Source organism: Sphingomonas melonis DAPP-PG 224 (assembly GCF_000379045.1).
GTDB classification, from domain to species: Bacteria; Pseudomonadota; Alphaproteobacteria; order Sphingomonadales; family Sphingomonadaceae; genus Sphingomonas; species Sphingomonas aquatilis.
The window spans coordinates 15,698-31,302 of the sequence record NZ_KB900606.1 but is presented as its reverse complement, the minus strand read 5'-3'; the positions used below and the strand labels follow the sequence as shown (position 1 = coordinate 31,302).

Genomic DNA, 15,605 nt, shown 5'->3' with positions numbered 1-15,605 from the left:
GTCAGGCCGCAGCCTTGAGTGCCGACGCGCGGCAGATCAGTACACGGTTGCCGCTAACTTTCACCGGAATGACGGGCGTGCAGCCGCTGTCCGCCCCCTGCGCCTCGCCGGTCGCCAGCGCGATGTTCCAGTTGTGGAGCGGGCAGGCCACCGTGTGCCCATGCACGATCCCCTGGCTCAGTCGCCCTCCCTTGTGCGGGCAGCGGTTGAGGAGCGCGAACACCCGGCCGTCGCCGGTACGGAACACGGCGATCTCCTCGTCGCCGGGGATCGTCACCGTTCGCGCGCCGCGGACGGGGATTTCATCGACCCGTCCGATGTCGAGCCAATCGCCGCTCATGCCGGTTCCTCCACCTGCGGCTTAAAAGACGCCATTGGCGCGTGCTGCTCGCGGTCCTCGCCGGCGACCCGCTTCGCCCAGGGATCATTCTGCGTGAAGCGCTGCGAGAAGCGGAACCGCTCGGCATAGGCCGGGACGGCGTCGGGATCGTCGAGCAGGCGCGACGTGATGTGATCGAGGCCGACGCGCTCGATCCACGGCGCGGTCCGCTCAAGGTAGCGCGCCTCCTCGCGGTAGAGCTGGATGAAGGCGGCGCAGTAATCCATCGCCTCCTCCTCGGTCGCGACCTTGCAGAGAAGGTCGGTCGCGCGCACCTTGATGCCGCCGTTGCCGCCGACGTGGAGCTCATAACCGCTGTCGACGCAGACGACGCCGAAATCCTTGATCGTCGCCTCGGCGCAGTTGCGCGGGCAGCCCGACACGGCGATCTTGAACTTGTGGGGCATCCACGATCCCCACGTCATCCGCTCGATCTTCACGCCCAGCCCGGTCGAATCCTGCGTGCCAAACCGGCACCATTCGGACCCGACGCAGGTCTTCACCGTGCGCAGCGACTTGCCGTAGGCGTGGCCCGACACCATGCCGGCGGCGTTGAGGTCCGCCCAGACCGCGGGCAGGTCCTCCTTGCGGATGCCGAAGATGTCGAGCCGCTGGCCACCGGTCACTTTGACCATCGGCGCGTTGAACTTGTCGACCACGTCGGCGATGGCGCGCAGCTCGCGCGGGTTGGTGAGGCCTCCCCACATCCTTGGGACCACGGAATAGGTGCCGTCCTTCTGGATGTTGGCGTGCATGCGCTCGTTGACGAAGCGGCTCTGCTGGTCATCGACATATTCGCCGGGCAGCGCGCAGAGCAGATAGTAATTGAGCGCGGGGCGGCAGGCCGAACAGCCGTCCGGCGTCGACCAGTGCAGCTTCTGCATGACGTCGGGAATCGAGCGCATGTTCTGCGCGACGATCTCGCGCCGCACATCGTCGTGGCCGAAACTGGTGCACTTGCACAGCGTCTTGACCGACCGTTCGCCGCCGTAATCGCTGCCGAGCGTGATCGACAGCAGTTGCTCGACCAGCCCGGTGCAGGACCCGCAACTCGCTGACGCCTTGCAGGTGGCGCGTATCGCGTCGAGGCTGGCCGCACCGTCGACGATGGCCTGGCAGACCTTTGCCTTGGAAACGCCGTTGCAGCCGCAGATCTCGGCATCGTCCGAGAGCGCCGCAACGGCCGCCTTAGGGTCCGCCTGCCCACCTCCGGAGGCAAAGGCCTGGCCGAAGATCAGCAGGTCGCGGATCGCGCCCACGTCCTCCCGCTTCTTCAGGAGGTCGAAATACCAGTTGCCGTCGGCGGTGTCGCCGTACAGCACGCAGCCCGCGATCCGGTCGTCCTTGACGACGACACGCTTGTAGATGCCGCGCGAGGCGTCGCGCAGCACGATATCCTCCGCCCCGTCGCCGCCCGAGAAGTCGCCCGCCGAGAACACGTCGATCCCCGACACCTTGAGCTTGGTCGAGGTGACCGATCCGCGATAGCCGCTGTGCCGCTCGACCAGCCCGTCCGCCAGGCTGCGGCACATGTCCCAGAGCGGCGCCACGAGACCGTAGACCGTGCCGTTATGCTCCACGCACTCGCCGACCGCGAGCACGTCGGGGTCGGACGTCACCATGTGATCGTCCACCCTGATGCCGCGGCCGACGTCCAGTCCGGCGTCGCGGGCCAGCGCGATCGACGGGCGGATGCCGACCGCCATGACCACGAGGCTGGCCGGGATCTCGCGCCCGTCCTTCAGCCGCACGCCCTCCACCTTGCCGTCGCCATAGATCTCGGCGGTGTCGGCCCCCGTCAATACGGTCTGGCCGCGGCGCTCCAGCTCGGTTTTCAGCAACCAGCCCGCCGCCTCGTCGAGCTGGCGTTCCATCAGGATCGGCATGATATGCAGCACCGTGACCTTCATGCCGCGCAGCGTCAGCCCGTGCGCCGCCTCCAGCCCGAGCAGCCCGCCGCCGATCACCACCGCCTGGCCGCCGCCCGCCGCCTTGCCGTCTTCGGCGGCGGCCAGCATGTGGTCGACGTCCTTCATGTCGCGGAAGGAGATGACGCCGGGCAGATCCTTGCCGGGCACCGGAATGATGAAGGGATCGGAGCCGGTGGCGATCAGCAGCTTGTCGTAGCCGACTTGGCGGCCCGAACGCGCGGTCACCGTCCTGTTCGACCGGTCGATCGCAACGACGGGGTCGCTGGCGATCAGCTCGATGCCATTGTCGGCATACCAGTCGTGACCATTGATGACGATCTCCTCGAAGGTCTTCTCGCCCGCCAGCACCGGCGACAGCATGATCCGGTTGTAATTGACGTGCGGCTCCGCGCCGAAGATCGTCACCCGGTAGCGGTCGGCGTCGCGCGCGATCAGCTCCTCGACGGCCCGGCAGCCCGCCATGCCGTTGCCGATCACCACCAGATGCCGGGGCGGGCGATCCACTGCCGTGACCGGTGCGGGTGCGTCGTCCCGTTCGGGTTCGCGATGGTCGTGAAAGTCCATCCGTCGTGCTCCAAAACGAAAAAGGCCGCCATCCCGACCCCGACGTTGCGGAGCCCGGATGGCGGCCTTGCCATCTGTTTTAACCGTCGCGATCCGTCCTTGGACCGTCCCGGCTATCTTGTTGAGGCAGCGATGCCTCCTGCAGCGCAGCATTACCGCAAATTGCAGGCCTGCTCAAGCCGTCTCGTCAGTAGGTCCAGTCGATTTGCACCCAGGCCTTTTCCGTATCGGTGGCGAAGGCGTCCGCGCGGTACCGCGCATAGCGTGCCGAAACGGTGGTGCGTCCGACCTTGGCACCGGCGATCAGATCGATTTCCTTGCCGTACGCTTGACCGAGCCGACCGCTGCGGAAACGGTGCCATGTGCCCGAGAGCGCGATCGTATCGGCGCCGAGCGCCTTCTTCCAGCCATAGCCGCCACCCGCATAGAGATCGCGCACGCCGTTCGGCGGCGTGGTCAGGAACTTGTCGGCCCAGCCCTGGAACTTGAAATTGGTGCCGAGCGGCGTCTGGAAGCTTGTGAAGACCATTCCCCGGTCAGCGCCGAGCACTTCATAGCCGCCATTCAGCGACCAGCCGCCCATCCCCAGCGTCGCATCCGCGAGATAATAGTCCGCGCCGTAGCGATTGGGATTGCGGTGCCAGTCGCTCTGGCGGGCGTAGCTGAGCTGGTAGGCGAGCTTCATAGCTTTCGACAGCACGCGCGCGCCTGCAAGCCTTGCACCGTATGTCTGGCTCGACAGGCGAAACCCCTGCACCGCCGCCTCGTCCTGGTCGACCAGATACGCGAAACCGACCAGATTGCCGATCGGTGTCGCATAGGAGAGGTTGGCGAAGACGTTGTCGCCACTCACCGCCTGCTGCCGCGCGCCCGTGCCGTTGATGCCCCAGATCGTCCGGACGCCCCACGCATAAGTGACGTCGAGCTTCAGCTTGGGAATGGCCGTCACCTCGGCGCGCACCGCGTCGAACGTCTGGCCATTGTCGCGGAAGGCCACATTGCCGACGAAACGTTCGTCGTCGAGCACGATGCGCTGCCTCCCGGCGGTGACCGCCAACGCCTTCGTCCGATACTGGAGTTGCGCCCGGTAGAGCGCGACGTTCTCCGGATCCGCGACCAGCGGGCGGGTGGCGGCGCCCTGGACGCCATCATAATAGTCGTCGATCGCCGCCAGCGTGCCCTGCGCCTCGATCAGCGTGCTCCACGGGCCGCTCGTCGCCTGCACGCCACCTCGCACGCGAACGGTGAGCGCGTCGGCGTCGCGCGCAATTCCGTCCTGATCGACATGCTCGTAGCGGACGCGGCCGTCGATTAACGGCGTGAGCTTGATGTCCTGGGCGCAGGCCGGCCCAGCGACGGCCAGCGCAGCCGTCGTCGCAAATAGCGTTCTCATGTGATCCCCCCTCGGGATGGACCCTCTCCGACCAGGCCGGGGCAGGCGTCCGTGCGCCCGCCCTCGGCCGCGTGCGTCAGATGCGGGCAGCTTTGCCCCAGCGGGATCGCCAGCCGCGTTTGACCGCCGTGAGTCCGGCGAGCGCGAGCAGCGCCAGCCCGGCGAAGATCAGGAAGCCTGGGGAAAAGCTGCCGGTGAGCTGCTTGGCGAAGCCGAGCGACGAGGCGAGATAGAAGCCGCCGATGCCTCCGGCCATGCCGACCAGCCCCGTCATCACCCCGATCTCCGCTTGGAAGCGTTGCGGCACGAGCTGGAACACCGCGCCGTTGCCGGCGCCCAGCGCCAGCATCGCCACGACGAAGATCGCCAGCGCGGAGCGGACGCTCGGCATGTATCCGACGAACGCCAGCGCGATTGCCGCGACCACGAACACGACCGAGAGCGCCTTGACCCCGCCGACCGCATCGGCAAGCGCGCCCCCCATCGGCCGAACCAGCGAGCCGGCGAAAACGCAGGCCGCGGTGCAATAGCCGGCCATCACCGGCGTCAGGCCGAAGCGATCGGTGAAGTAGATCGGCAGGCTGGCGGCGAGCCCGACGAAACCGCCGAAGGTCACCGAGTAGAACGCCATCAGCCACCAGGCGTCGGCGGTCTTGAGCGGCGTGAAATAGTCCACCATCCGCTTGGGCGCGGGCGGATTGGGCGCGTCCTTCGCCATCGCCATGTAGGCGACGAACACCAGCCCGAGCGGCAGGCAGGCGAGACCGAGCACGGCATTCCAGCCGAACAGCTTGGCGAGGGTAGGCGCGAAGAGCGCGGCGAACACCGTGCCCGAATTGCCCATGCCCGCAAGCCCCATTGCCTTGCCCTGATGCTCGGGTGGGTACCAGCGGCTCGCGAGCGGCAGCGCGATCGCGAAGCTGGCGCCGGCGAAGCCCAGGATGACGCCGAGCGCCAGCGTGCCGGCGAAGCTGTCGACGCCCAGCAGATAGGCCGAGAGCAGCCCGCCGATCACGATCAGTTGGCTGATCGCACCCGAACGTTTCGGCCCGATCCGGTCGACCAGCAGACCGTTGACGACGCGCAGAACGGCCCCGGCGAGCGTCGGCGTCGCCACCATCAAACCCTTCTCGGCCGGCGTAAGGGCGAGTGCCTTGCTGATCTCGGGCGCCAACGGTCCGAGCACTACCCAGACCATGAACGCGAGGTCGAAGTAGAGGAAGGCGGCGATCAACGTCGGCTTGTGACCTGCGCGCCAGAAGCTCTTCTCGTTCGCGGGGACGGCAGGCGATGCGCCGTCCAGATATGCCGTTGCCATGATGGTGATCCCCCGATCTGGGATGGACATGAAAAAAGCCGCATGACGGGGACGCGCGTAGGCGGCACCCTGTCAGCGGCTCTGCTGCTTCATCAGGAAGAACGGCCCTGCGTCCCGGCCCTGGGACACGCCGTCCAATCGCGCGCGCATCGTTGCGCGTGGCGATCGATCATCGCGCGAAACGATTCATCTTGCAACGGCAAAGATCAGGGGGTGCTGAAACCCGCCAGATAATCCTCGATCCGATCGGGATCGAACACCCGTCCGTCGAAAAAGCGGTCGGGACCTAACGTGAGCGCACCTCGAGAGGACCCCACCGGCAGTGGCGCGCCCAGCGCACCTTCCACCTTCATGCTGGCACCCGGCATGGGCGTGTCACTACCGGCCAGGGCACGGCGGTAAACGTCGGGGCGGAAAACCCTGCCTGCGGCGGCCTCGCCGGCGTCCGTTCGCTCGATCATTCCCCAGCGGACCAGCTGCGAATAGATCCATAACGCCTGGCTGCGCCACGGAAAGCCGGTCGCTTCCCGCGAGAACAGCATGAAGTCCGGAAATCGAAGCGACGCTTCACCGACTCGGGGCATCATCGTTCCAGCTATGGCGCGCTCGACCACGTCGCTCGGCTGATCGACATAGTCCGGCCGGGCCAAGAGGGCGGCCAGAGCGGCATGGTTGTCGGGAGCGTCACACCACGCCGCCGCAGCCGCCACGGCGCGCACCAGCCGATCGACCGTGTCGCCATTCTCCTCCAGCCAATCCTGCCGGAACGTCAGCACCTTCTCGATTCCACGCCGCCAGATCCGCTCACCGATCGCCACCGCTTCGGCAAGGCCGCCCTTCACCGCCACGCTGCCCCACGGCTCGCCGGCGATGAAGCCGTCGATCTCGCCGGCACGCGTCGCCTCGACCATCAGCGACGGCGGCAGGACGCGCAGCACCACGTCGCGATCGGGATCGATCCCGGCGCTCGCCAGCCAATACCGCAGCATCAGTGCATGGCTTGAGAAGCGATGGACGACGCCGATCACCGGCTTGCGTCGGAACAGCCCGATTGCCGCGGCAAAATCGTGCGCGGTGCCAAGCGGATCGTCGAGCCTCTGCCCGAGGTCGGGTGCGAGCGCCGCGGCGAAGTCGCCCGACATCACCACCATGTTCCCGTTGACGTTCAGCTTGCAGGGCGCTGCAAGCGCGGCAGGCTGCTGGCTGAGCCCCAGCGTCACGGCGATGGCGAGCGGCGCCAGCATCTGCGCCGCCTGGACCTGACCGTAGACAAGCCGATCCCGAAGCGTCGCCCAGCTCGTCGTGCGGACAAGCGTGAGATCGATACCCTCGGCTTCCGCGAAGCCGTATTCGCGTGCCACGATCAGCGGCGCAGCGTCGGTGAGCTGCAGAAAGGCGATCAAAACCGGCGTCATACGCCGCCTCCGAGCAGGTCGCTTGCGGTGATCAACGCCGATGCGACATCGACGATCTTCTTGTTCTGGTTCATCGCCGCCTTCCTGAGCGCCGCATAGGCGTCCGGCTCCGATAATCCGCGTGTCGCGATCAGGATCGCCTTGGCCCGATCGATGATCTTGCGATCCGCCAGCTCCGTCCTGGCCTCGTTCAGCTCGGTCTGCATCCGCGCGAATGCGTTGAAGCGGCGTACAGCGAGATTTATGATCGGCTTGACCCGCTCCTTGCGCAGCCCGTCGACGACATAGGCGGAGATGCCCGCATCGATCGCGGCCTCGATCATCGTATCGTCCGATTGGTCGACGAACATCGCGATCGGCTTGGCCAGGGCCCGACTGACGGTCAGCATCTCTTCCAGCGTATCGCGGCTCGGGTTGCCCAGATCGATCAGCACCACGTCCGGCGCCATCCGCTCGATCCTCGCCACGAACGCTCCCCGCGGCGGGACGAGGTGGATGTCGTCATAGCCCGCCTCGCGTAGACCCTCCTCGAGGACGGTCGCGCGCAATCCGCTGTCATCGACGATGACGATCCGCAAGCTATGCTGTTCCTTTCAATCCTATCAGACTGACGGTCATGCTGCACTGCGTCAATCCGTCTGCGTTGTAGCCCGATGCAGCGCCGTCACACGCTTCACCTGAGCGATGCTGCACCCCGCCAAATCGGCGGTGCGCGCAATGCTCATCCCCGCTTCGCGTAGCCCCACAATACGTTTGTGCAGCGCCGTGTCCGGCTTTCGGCCATTGTACCGACCTGCCCGTTTGGCGATCTCGATCCCCTCACGCTGGCGCTCGCGCCGCGTCTCGTAATCGTCACGCGCGGTCTGCAGTGCAACGCGCAGCAGCATGTCCTGCACCGCCTCGAGCACGATGCGCGCGACACCGGCGCTGTCGGCAACCAGGTCGGACAAGTCGACAATGCCCGGCACGGCGAGCCGCGCGCCTTTGGCTCGGATCGTCGCCACCAACAGTTCGGCTTCAGGCAGAGGCAGGCGGCTGATCCGGTCGATCTTCTCGGCCACCACCACCTCACCTGACTGCAGATCGGCGACCATGCGCAGCAGCTCTGGCCGGTCCGACCGCGCGCCCGACGCTTTCTCGCGATACACCGCCGCGACGTAATAGCCTGCCGCGCGTGCGCCGGCGACAATCGCTTCCTGCCGGGACAGGTCCTGCTCGTCGGTGCTGACTCGTAGGTACACCCGTGCAGCGCGTACTAGTGGAAGTGTGCTGTCGTTCTTCATGGCCAATCTACCTATGCTCAAGTGAGCCCCTGCCGCCGATACCGGCTCATAACAGCAATTACCGATGTCGCCGAGCCTAGCGAGATTAGCCGGCCCGAAATAGCCACCCTGTCACGTTATAGCCGTTCCGGCAAACACCATGAGCCTCACCGTCGCCTAGCACCCCTCTGCGTCGATCGGCGCCACAAGATTGGGGTGCGTTCAAAGCGCGTCTGTGCCATAGCAGGCAAGCCAAGGAGCGGCTTGAACACCGAACCTGGCCCGCATGTGCGGCCGAACACTGGGTCCCCGACTTTGTCGGGCGGCCCGCGGAATAAAAGACCTTGTCGTCGGCTTGCCGGTGTGGGGAATACGTGGGGCGTGGTTACCAGTGTTCCCGCGTGTTCAACCGTCCCGGCTGCGGCGGACGGTGGGACGCGCTCAATGGCTTTGTCAAAATGGTTACCCGCGCGCTGGCGTCGAGAAGCCGAGACCCTTCAGCGAGACTCGGAACCTCCAATCTCGGCCGAGTTGGATGCCCTGGTGCGCGCGCAAGGCGAGTGCCTGGCTTTCCTTGCCACGATCCTAGAGCGGGAGCGCGTCGTTGCGAGCGGCGATCTTGCGCGCATGCTCGCTGAGTTCGCTTCTATCTCCGCTGCGGAACGGCCGGCAGAAGCGCGGATCCTGTCGCTCTGGGCAACGTACCTCCAGGACGCGTCCGCATCGCTTCGTGACGCATCTGTCCTTCATTAGAAGCACTTGGCCGAGACGGCTGCGAACGAAGCCTTGCATGGGGTGACGCGTGAGTCGAAATTGCCCCTGACCTGGAGTCGAACCGTTCCGAGTTGCGCACCTATGTACCAAGAATGCTGACCACCGATCCCGGTCGTGACCCTACCGCCCCCTTCCCCACCTCCAACGACAGGCTGACGCCCCCGGAGCGGATCGGCCTGTTATCCGAGAGGCAAAAATCCTACCTCCGCCTCGTGCTCCAAAATCGCAGCTCGAAGGAGATTGCGGCGACGACGGGCAGCAGCCACCGTGCTGTCGACAAGCAGTTGTTGAAGGCGAACAATCTCCTCGGCGTGCCGACACGCTTTGACGCAGCACGCCTCCTCGCTGATCACGACGCCGGGGTAGAGCCTTTACCCCCTGCAATCGCCCTACCTTCCGACGAGCCGACTTTCCCGCTTCCTCCTGCCTGGCCGACCGCTAGGGCGGCAGCGAACATGATGACCTGGAAGCAGGTCGCCTCCTGGACCACGATCATCGCGATCGTTGTTCCGCTAGGGCTGACTGCGGCCGGCATGGCCCTCGTGACGCTGCTCCTCCTGCTTGGGCTGAAACCACTTTGACGGGCGCTGTGCGCCCGAGGAGGCGCAATGAACGCACTGACGAACACCAGCCGGATCATCGCCGACGAGCTGCGGAAGGCCGAGCGATCGATCAATCTTGCAGCCCGCGACACCGCCCAGTTTCTCCTAACCACGCTCGACGCGACGGACGCTCATCGGCTCTCCCCTGCGATGGCCCAGCGGACGGTGAAGGCGACTGTGGCGGCGCTCGCTGCACTCGTCGAAGGTCAGGACCAGATGGCGTTGCGGGCCCACCTCTCGATCGAAAAGGCCGGCCGGCAGCTCGGCCTCTCCGAAACGAGTTGGGGCGAGAACCTGCCGAAACCGGCAATCGCGTCGGAAGAGGAAAGGGAGCTGCAGGGGGCCTGAGAAACGGGGGACGGCGAAGCCTGTGACGACCCAGGTTATCCTCGCGGTCGTCTTCAACGTGGTCATGGTGGTCGTGCTGCTTTTCGCCTTGGTGCGGGGCGGCAGACCCGAGCGGCTGGGCGTCTTGATCAACGTCGCGGGCTTCGGCGCAACGATAGCGTTTCGGCTGCTTGCCCCCTCTAGCGCTTGGGTGCCCGCCGAAGGCTGGGTGCTCGCCATCGACGCCGCCGTCGCCGCCGGCTTCTTCTGGCTGGGAACGACGACCACTCGCTTCTGGCCCGTTTGGGCAGCAGGATTCGCTCTGGCTGATCTCTTTATGAGCATCTGCGGAGCGCTGCTGCCGCGCGTGCCGCTCTTTGCCTACCACACCGGCCTCGGCATCTACGCCTATCTGGCACTCGGCGCGCTCGCGCTCGGGACTTTCCGCCTGGCGTCTCATGCCGCGCCCCACATCCGAGATGGGTCGAGACGACAATGGCTACAGCATCTCAAGGAGACGAACTCATAGACGTCGTCGTTCGCCTTCCCCGCAAGGCGATCGAGGACACCCTGCTTACTGCGCAGCGGTCGAGCCAAGAAAGCGACGGGGGGCGTCTCGCTGCGGCGAAGGCGATCCTCTCGGGCCGACGCCGCAGGTTTACACAATTCACCGGTGTTCGGTTCTACGATCCGAGCTGGGACATGATCCTAGAATTATACGTCGCGACGCGTGAACAGCACGTTGTCGCCGTCTCGCAACTCTGCAGCCTGAGTGGCGGATCGACGACGACAGCGCTGCGGCACATCGAGAACATCGAAGCGCTGGGCTATATCAGCCGTGGACCGGACCCGAACGACCGCCGCCGACTGATCGTCACGATGCAGCCTGTACTTGGCGACGCCCTCGATCACTGGCTTGATCTGCAATTGGGCGCAGAACGACTAGGCGTTTGACCGTCACTTACTGCGGCGAGCGCGGCGCGTGCGGTTTCGTGCGGTAAAGCACGAGAATTGGTGCCCCTTTCGTTCGGTAAAGCACGAGTCAGCTGCCTTGAACGCTGCGCCGTTTTCCACGCTTCTGGTTTCGACGCCGGATCAAAGGGAATCGCGGCGGGACAGGGAGCCGGCTGTGACCAAATAAAGAATGCCCGGCACGAGGCCGGGCACCCTGCGGAGATCCGCTACCACACGCCGGCAAGCGTGAGGCCTACTACGACAGTAGCTGTAGGTAGCACCCTCCCCCGCCCCGTTCAAGATCGCGCGCCTCGCGCCACGCTATAGCTTTGTCTGGTGACGGCCTCCCACGGGGAGTGTCGAACGATGTCCTATACCCAAACCGCCTTTACGGGGCGGACCGGAGCCCGCCCGATCTCCGCGCTCACCCGACATATCGAGCGGGAGTTGGCAGCGCGGATGGAGACCGCGGGCGATGTCGATCGCAACGATCTTTACCGCATCCTCGACGGCGCCAAGACGGCCATCGGACTGAGCGCGTCAGCGCTCGAGACGCTGAAGCATCTGATCGGCTACACCCGCCCCGACGATTACAAGGGCGATGCCCGGCCGATCGCGTGGCCGAGCAACTACACGCTGGCTGAGCTCGCCGGTGTCACCGAGAGTGCGATCAAGGCCCGGCTCCGCCAGCTCCGCGCCTTGGCTCTCGTCACGATGCGCGACGCCGCCCACGGTCGTCGTCGTGGACAGAGAAGCGACACGGGCGAGATCATCAGCGCCTATGGGATCGATCTCTCTCCTCTACGCGTCCGCTTTCAGGAGCTGAAAGCCGCAGCAGAGGCTCACAGCGCCTTCTCCCGGATGGACAAACTCGGCCGCCAGGAGATTGCGCGGGTACGTCGCATGGTTGCGCAGGCGCTCGCCCAGGCGGCCGACATGCGCCTGACCGGCTCGCACTGGATCGCGCTTCAGGACGCCATCGAGAAGATCGCCCAGCAAGCCGCAGCTGCGCGCACGAGCCGCGACGCAACGGCCTATGAGGCCGCGATTGCGGGTCTTCCGGCTGTCGAAGCGGAGATCGGCCGCACGATCGACGAGTTCATGTTTGTCGTAGAAACAGACGGCTCAGGGTCAAAATCCTCACCCTTCATACATATACAAACCAACCCCTCTCTCAAATCCGTACAGGCTTTGCGAGATTGTAGTTTTGATCGGGAGGGCGGACATGACGGTGAAGCCGAGCTCCCGGCATCGCCGTCCAAGAGCGACTTCAAGACCTCGCCCCGTGAGCTCGTCGAGATGTTTCCAACCACGGCGATGTACGTAGATCGTGACCGGCCGGGCTGGACCGATCTTCATCGGGCCGCTGCCCGGCTTCGGAACGATCTAGGCATACGAACCGGGACCTGGGTTGATGCGCTCGACCATCTCGGCGCCGATGGGGCGTCGATCGCCGTTATGATCACAGCGGAACGGGACGCTCGCGATGAAATCCGCCTGACGCCGGGCGCCTATTTCGCTGGAATGGTGACCCGCGCTCATCGCGGCGAACTCGATCTGTCGAAGAGCCTCTGGGGCTTCCGCACCAGCCCGGCGCTCCAGTGATCGGGTGGTTGCCCGCCGCTGCGAGCCGCGCCCCTACGACCCTTCCGTGCGGTAAAGCACGAACGTCGCTCGAACCTCGCCCATCGACACGCAGGGCGGCTCGCTCCCTTTCGTGCGCTATTCCACTCCAGATCCTGACGCGGTTCAGAATCCGGTAGGGCGCCGCTACATCGATGCTCTACCGGCTTTCGTGCGCGTTTTCGTCCTCATCACCGTCCGCGGGGCTTGGCTTACGTGCGCTTTCCCGCCTGAAGCTGGCCCGCATTGACCTGTTTGGATGACCTTTCGTGCGGTAACTCACCACATCCGGGCCGCTCACGCGCTACGGACCGGCACTTTCGTGCGGTAAAGCACGAATCAAGGCGGCAGGGCCGAAAGCGAATCGGATCTGATCAGCATTCCAGTCGGCACTCGTCCCTTGAACGGGATCGAGGCGGCAGATCGGTCGAAGATCGGCGCTTAAAGGCTCTAAAGCTCGTGCTTTACCGCACGAAAGCCCGGGAGAATGCGGATCGGGCGTTGCAACGGGGCGCCAATGTTTGTCATCACCTCCCTCGAGGAGTCCCCCGATGGCGCGACCCATGGAGATACAAGGCAACCTGTTTACGCTCGATAGCCCCCTGCTCGGAGAGATTCTGGGCGAACGGACCGTGGCCGAGTTTCCGTTCTTCGCTTTGAAGAAGGCCCGACAGCTCGAACCCATGACGTTTCAGGCCGAAGGCGTGAGCATTGAGGTGTCGTCGGGGAAACACGGGATCGCGACGATCTACGACAAGGAGATCCTGCTCTACGTCGCGAGCATCATGACGGATCTCCTCGACCGGGGTGGCTCGCCTGCGCGAACCATCCGCTTCACCGCGCACGATCTGTTCCGGATCACCGGTTCGAACGCGAGCAAGCGTTCCTACACCTACCTGATCGATGCTCTGCGGCGGCTCAGGAATACCGTTGTCGAAACGAACATTGCGACGGGGGGTGAAACCCAGGAAGACAACTTCTCCTGGCTCGATCACTTTCGCGTAGTCTACGCGGAGGATGTACGCGGCGAGAAGCGCGTCAAATATATCGAGGTGACGGTCTGCGATTGGTTCTATCGCGCCGTGCTTCGCGATCGTCGTCTCGCGGCCTATGATCTCGACTATTTCACGCTGACTCCGATCCAGCGTCGACTTTACGAGATCGCTATGTTCCATTGCCAGCCCGACCAGCCATTTACGCTCGGTCTCGAGGAGGTGGCGCAGCGCATGGGGTGCGGCGCAGCCCGGCTTCGGAATGCGCGCGCGGAGATCACCAAGGTGGCCGAGCAGGACAGCCTGCCGGGCTTCTCGCTGTCGCTGCACAGCGAAAAGGTACCCACCGCTGGGCGGCCTCGCCTGCAGACGTTCGTGACGTTCACGGCCCGGCACGCACAGCGAGCCCGGCCGATCGTTCCGCAGATCGCGACGCTGGCAGGATCGGACGATGTCAGGTCCGACGAGCAGCTCAAGGTGTACGAAGACGTGGAGATGGCGTCCGAGGCGGCCTGACGGAGCTAGCTCTTTGGGCTTCGCTCCAGGCTGACACGCAACCCACTAAACTAGAGGAGAGGGAGGCCTCCGGCCTGTTGATCCGGTGATGAGCACCGGGCGACAGAACGGAGCCCCTCGATGCGCACCTCAGCCGCAGCCCTCGAATTCGATTTCACCGAACCCCCCATCACCGCCGCCAAGGCTGTCGCGGAGGCGATCGCCAGGAACGGCTCGCTCCAGCGCGACACGCTGCTGTGGGTAATGGAGCAGGCCTATGGCCGATCCTCGGCTGACGGGCGCTGGTGCTTACGCGACGCTTACGACATGCTGGTGAGCAGCCCCCACCGGGTGGTCCGGGTTGTTAGTTAGTGCATTGTCGTCTCCGCCGCCATTGCCGGTCGGAGGTGGAGCGAAGCGGAACCGGAGGCCGGCAATGGCGGTGTCGCCGCTTCTGGTGCGGGTGGGCGGTAGCCCAAGCTGCTGTGCGGCCGGACGGTGTTGTAGTGGCATCGCCACGCCTCGATCAGCACTCTTGCCTCGGCGAGGCTATAGAAGATCTCGCCGTTGAGCAGTTCGTCACGCAGCGAGCCGTTGAAGCTCTCGTTGTAGCCGTTCTCCCACGGCGAGCCTGGCGCGATGTAGAGCGTCTTCACGCCAACCTGCCCAAGCCATTTCTGAACCGCGGTAGCGATGAACTCGCTGCCGTTATCCGACCTGATGTGCGCGGGCGGACCCCGCGCGATGAACAGGTCGGCAAGCGCCGCCAGCACGTCTTCGTGGCGGAGCTGGCGCGCGACGATCAGCGCCAGGCACTCCCTGCTGGCCTCGTCGATGATGGTGAGGATGCGGAACTTGCGCCCGTCGTGCGTGCGCGCTTCGACGAAGTCGTACGCCCAGACATGCCCCGGATACTCCGGTCGTAGCCGAATACACGAGCCATCGTTCAACCACAGGCGACCACGTTTCGGCTGCCGCTGGGGCACCTTCAGCCCCTCGCGTCGCCAGATCCGCTCCACCCGTTTGTGGTTCACAAACCATCCCGCCGCATGCAGCAGCGCTGTCACCCGGCGGTAGCCGTAGCGCCCGTACTGCTTGGCCAGCGCGACGATGTCGTCGGTCAGTGCCTGCTCGTCATCTGCCCCGCACGGCACCTTGCGCTGTGTCGACCGGTGCTGCCCAAGCACGCGGCACACGCGCCGCTCGGATACGTCCAGCACCTCTTTCACCTGGTCGATGCAGCGCCGGCGTCGCGCGGGGCTCAGAAGTTTCCCCGTGCAGCCTCCTGCAGGATCAGCTTGTCCAGTGTCAGGTCGGAGATCGCGCGGCGCAGCCGCAGGTTCTCCTTCTCCAGATCCTTCATCCGGCGAGCCTGATCCGTCTTCAGCCCACCGTATTCCTTGCGCCAGCGGTAGTAGGTCTGCTCGCTGACCGCGATCCGCCGACATGCCTCGGCGGTCGTGCCACCCTGGCCCAGCACGATCTCCACTTCACGCAGCTTCCCGATGATCTCCTCGGGCTTGTGCTTCTTGGCAGGCATTCGTCGTCCCTTCCTTGATCCAGACTGTCATAGTCG

Annotated in this window: 15 protein-coding genes; 7 read left to right on the top strand and 8 right to left on the bottom strand. The window is 65.2% G+C overall.

Annotated elements, in window-relative coordinates; translation table 11 throughout:
• Position 1 precedes the first annotated feature (1 nt).
• From nirD to SPHME3_RS0118580, 7 genes are all read right to left on the bottom strand, one after another.
• Positions 2-340 carry a nitrite reductase small subunit NirD gene (nirD, locus tag SPHME3_RS0118610; protein WP_018251173.1) on the bottom strand — a complete coding sequence of 113 codons (339 nt, stop codon included), beginning with the start codon at positions 338-340 and terminating at the stop codon, positions 2-4.
• Entirely contained in the window at positions 337-2,874 is a 2,538-nt protein-coding gene (gene nirB, locus SPHME3_RS0118605) for a nitrite reductase large subunit NirB (protein WP_018251172.1), read from the bottom strand. The genes nirD and nirB overlap by 4 nt, the downstream gene beginning before the upstream one ends.
• Before the next feature lie 187 nt (positions 2,875-3,061).
• Entirely contained in the window at positions 3,062-4,267 is a 1,206-nt protein-coding gene (locus tag SPHME3_RS0118600) for a hypothetical protein (protein WP_018251171.1), read from the bottom strand.
• Positions 4,268-4,343: 76 nt separating this feature from the next.
• Positions 4,344-5,585 (bottom strand): nitrate/nitrite transporter, encoded by a 1,242-nt coding sequence (locus SPHME3_RS0118595; RefSeq protein ID WP_018251170.1) that lies wholly within the window; start codon positions 5,583-5,585, stop codon positions 4,344-4,346.
• Positions 5,586-5,791: 206 nt separating this feature from the next.
• The gene (locus tag SPHME3_RS0118590; protein ID WP_018251169.1) at positions 5,792-7,000 is read right to left on the bottom strand and encodes a CmpA/NrtA family ABC transporter substrate-binding protein; all 1,209 of its coding nucleotides are present in this window, start codon (positions 6,998-7,000) and stop codon (positions 5,792-5,794) included.
• Positions 6,997-7,578, bottom strand: coding sequence for an ANTAR domain-containing response regulator (locus SPHME3_RS0118585; protein ID WP_018251168.1), 582 nt, complete (start codon positions 7,576-7,578; stop codon positions 6,997-6,999). The genes SPHME3_RS0118590 and SPHME3_RS0118585 overlap by 4 nt, the downstream gene beginning before the upstream one ends.
• 51 nt (positions 7,579-7,629) lie before the next feature.
• Positions 7,630-8,283 (bottom strand): recombinase family protein, encoded by a 654-nt coding sequence (locus SPHME3_RS0118580; RefSeq protein ID WP_037477043.1) that lies wholly within the window; start codon positions 8,281-8,283, stop codon positions 7,630-7,632.
• Positions 8,284-9,128: 845 nt separating this feature from the next.
• Here SPHME3_RS0118580 and SPHME3_RS0118570 point away from each other — a divergent pair.
• The 7 genes from SPHME3_RS0118570 (at position 9,129) to SPHME3_RS0118540 (ending at position 14,401) form a co-directional block, all read left to right on the top strand.
• Entirely contained in the window at positions 9,129-9,617 is a 489-nt protein-coding gene (locus tag SPHME3_RS0118570) for a helix-turn-helix domain-containing protein (protein WP_017980767.1), read from the top strand.
• Positions 9,618-9,644: 27 nt separating this feature from the next.
• Positions 9,645-9,986 (top strand): hypothetical protein, encoded by a 342-nt coding sequence (locus SPHME3_RS0118565; RefSeq protein ID WP_018251166.1) that lies wholly within the window; start codon positions 9,645-9,647, stop codon positions 9,984-9,986.
• Between the two features lie 22 nt (positions 9,987-10,008).
• Positions 10,009-10,494, top strand: coding sequence for a hypothetical protein (locus SPHME3_RS0118560; protein WP_018251165.1), 486 nt, complete (start codon positions 10,009-10,011; stop codon positions 10,492-10,494).
• Positions 10,461-10,919 carry a MarR family transcriptional regulator gene (locus SPHME3_RS21175; RefSeq protein ID WP_132884430.1) on the top strand — a complete coding sequence of 153 codons (459 nt, stop codon included), beginning with the start codon at positions 10,461-10,463 and terminating at the stop codon, positions 10,917-10,919. The genes SPHME3_RS0118560 and SPHME3_RS21175 overlap by 34 nt, the downstream gene beginning before the upstream one ends.
• 366 nt (positions 10,920-11,285) lie before the next feature.
• A complete protein-coding gene (gene repC / locus SPHME3_RS0118550) occupies positions 11,286-12,524 on the top strand; it encodes a plasmid replication protein RepC (protein WP_018251163.1) in 1,239 nt (412 codons plus the stop codon).
• A gap of 569 nt (positions 12,525-13,093) precedes the next feature.
• Positions 13,094-14,050, top strand: a complete 957-nt coding sequence (locus SPHME3_RS20320; protein ID WP_081614885.1) for a replication initiator protein A — start codon at positions 13,094-13,096, stop codon at positions 14,048-14,050.
• A gap of 120 nt (positions 14,051-14,170) precedes the next feature.
• Complete coding sequence (locus SPHME3_RS0118540; RefSeq protein ID WP_018251161.1) at positions 14,171-14,401, top strand: hypothetical protein; 231 nt, start codon at positions 14,171-14,173, stop codon at positions 14,399-14,401.
• Here the strand turns inward: SPHME3_RS0118540 and SPHME3_RS0118535 are convergent.
• Positions 14,398-15,569 (bottom strand): IS3 family transposase gene (locus SPHME3_RS0118535; RefSeq protein ID WP_156002604.1). Its coding sequence is split into 2 segments (ribosomal slippage): positions 14,398-15,305 and positions 15,305-15,569, totalling 1,173 coding nucleotides; the frame shifts between segments, so codons are not numbered across the junction. The genes SPHME3_RS0118540 and SPHME3_RS0118535 overlap by 4 nt on opposite strands.
• Between the last annotated feature and the right edge of the window lie 36 nt (positions 15,570-15,605).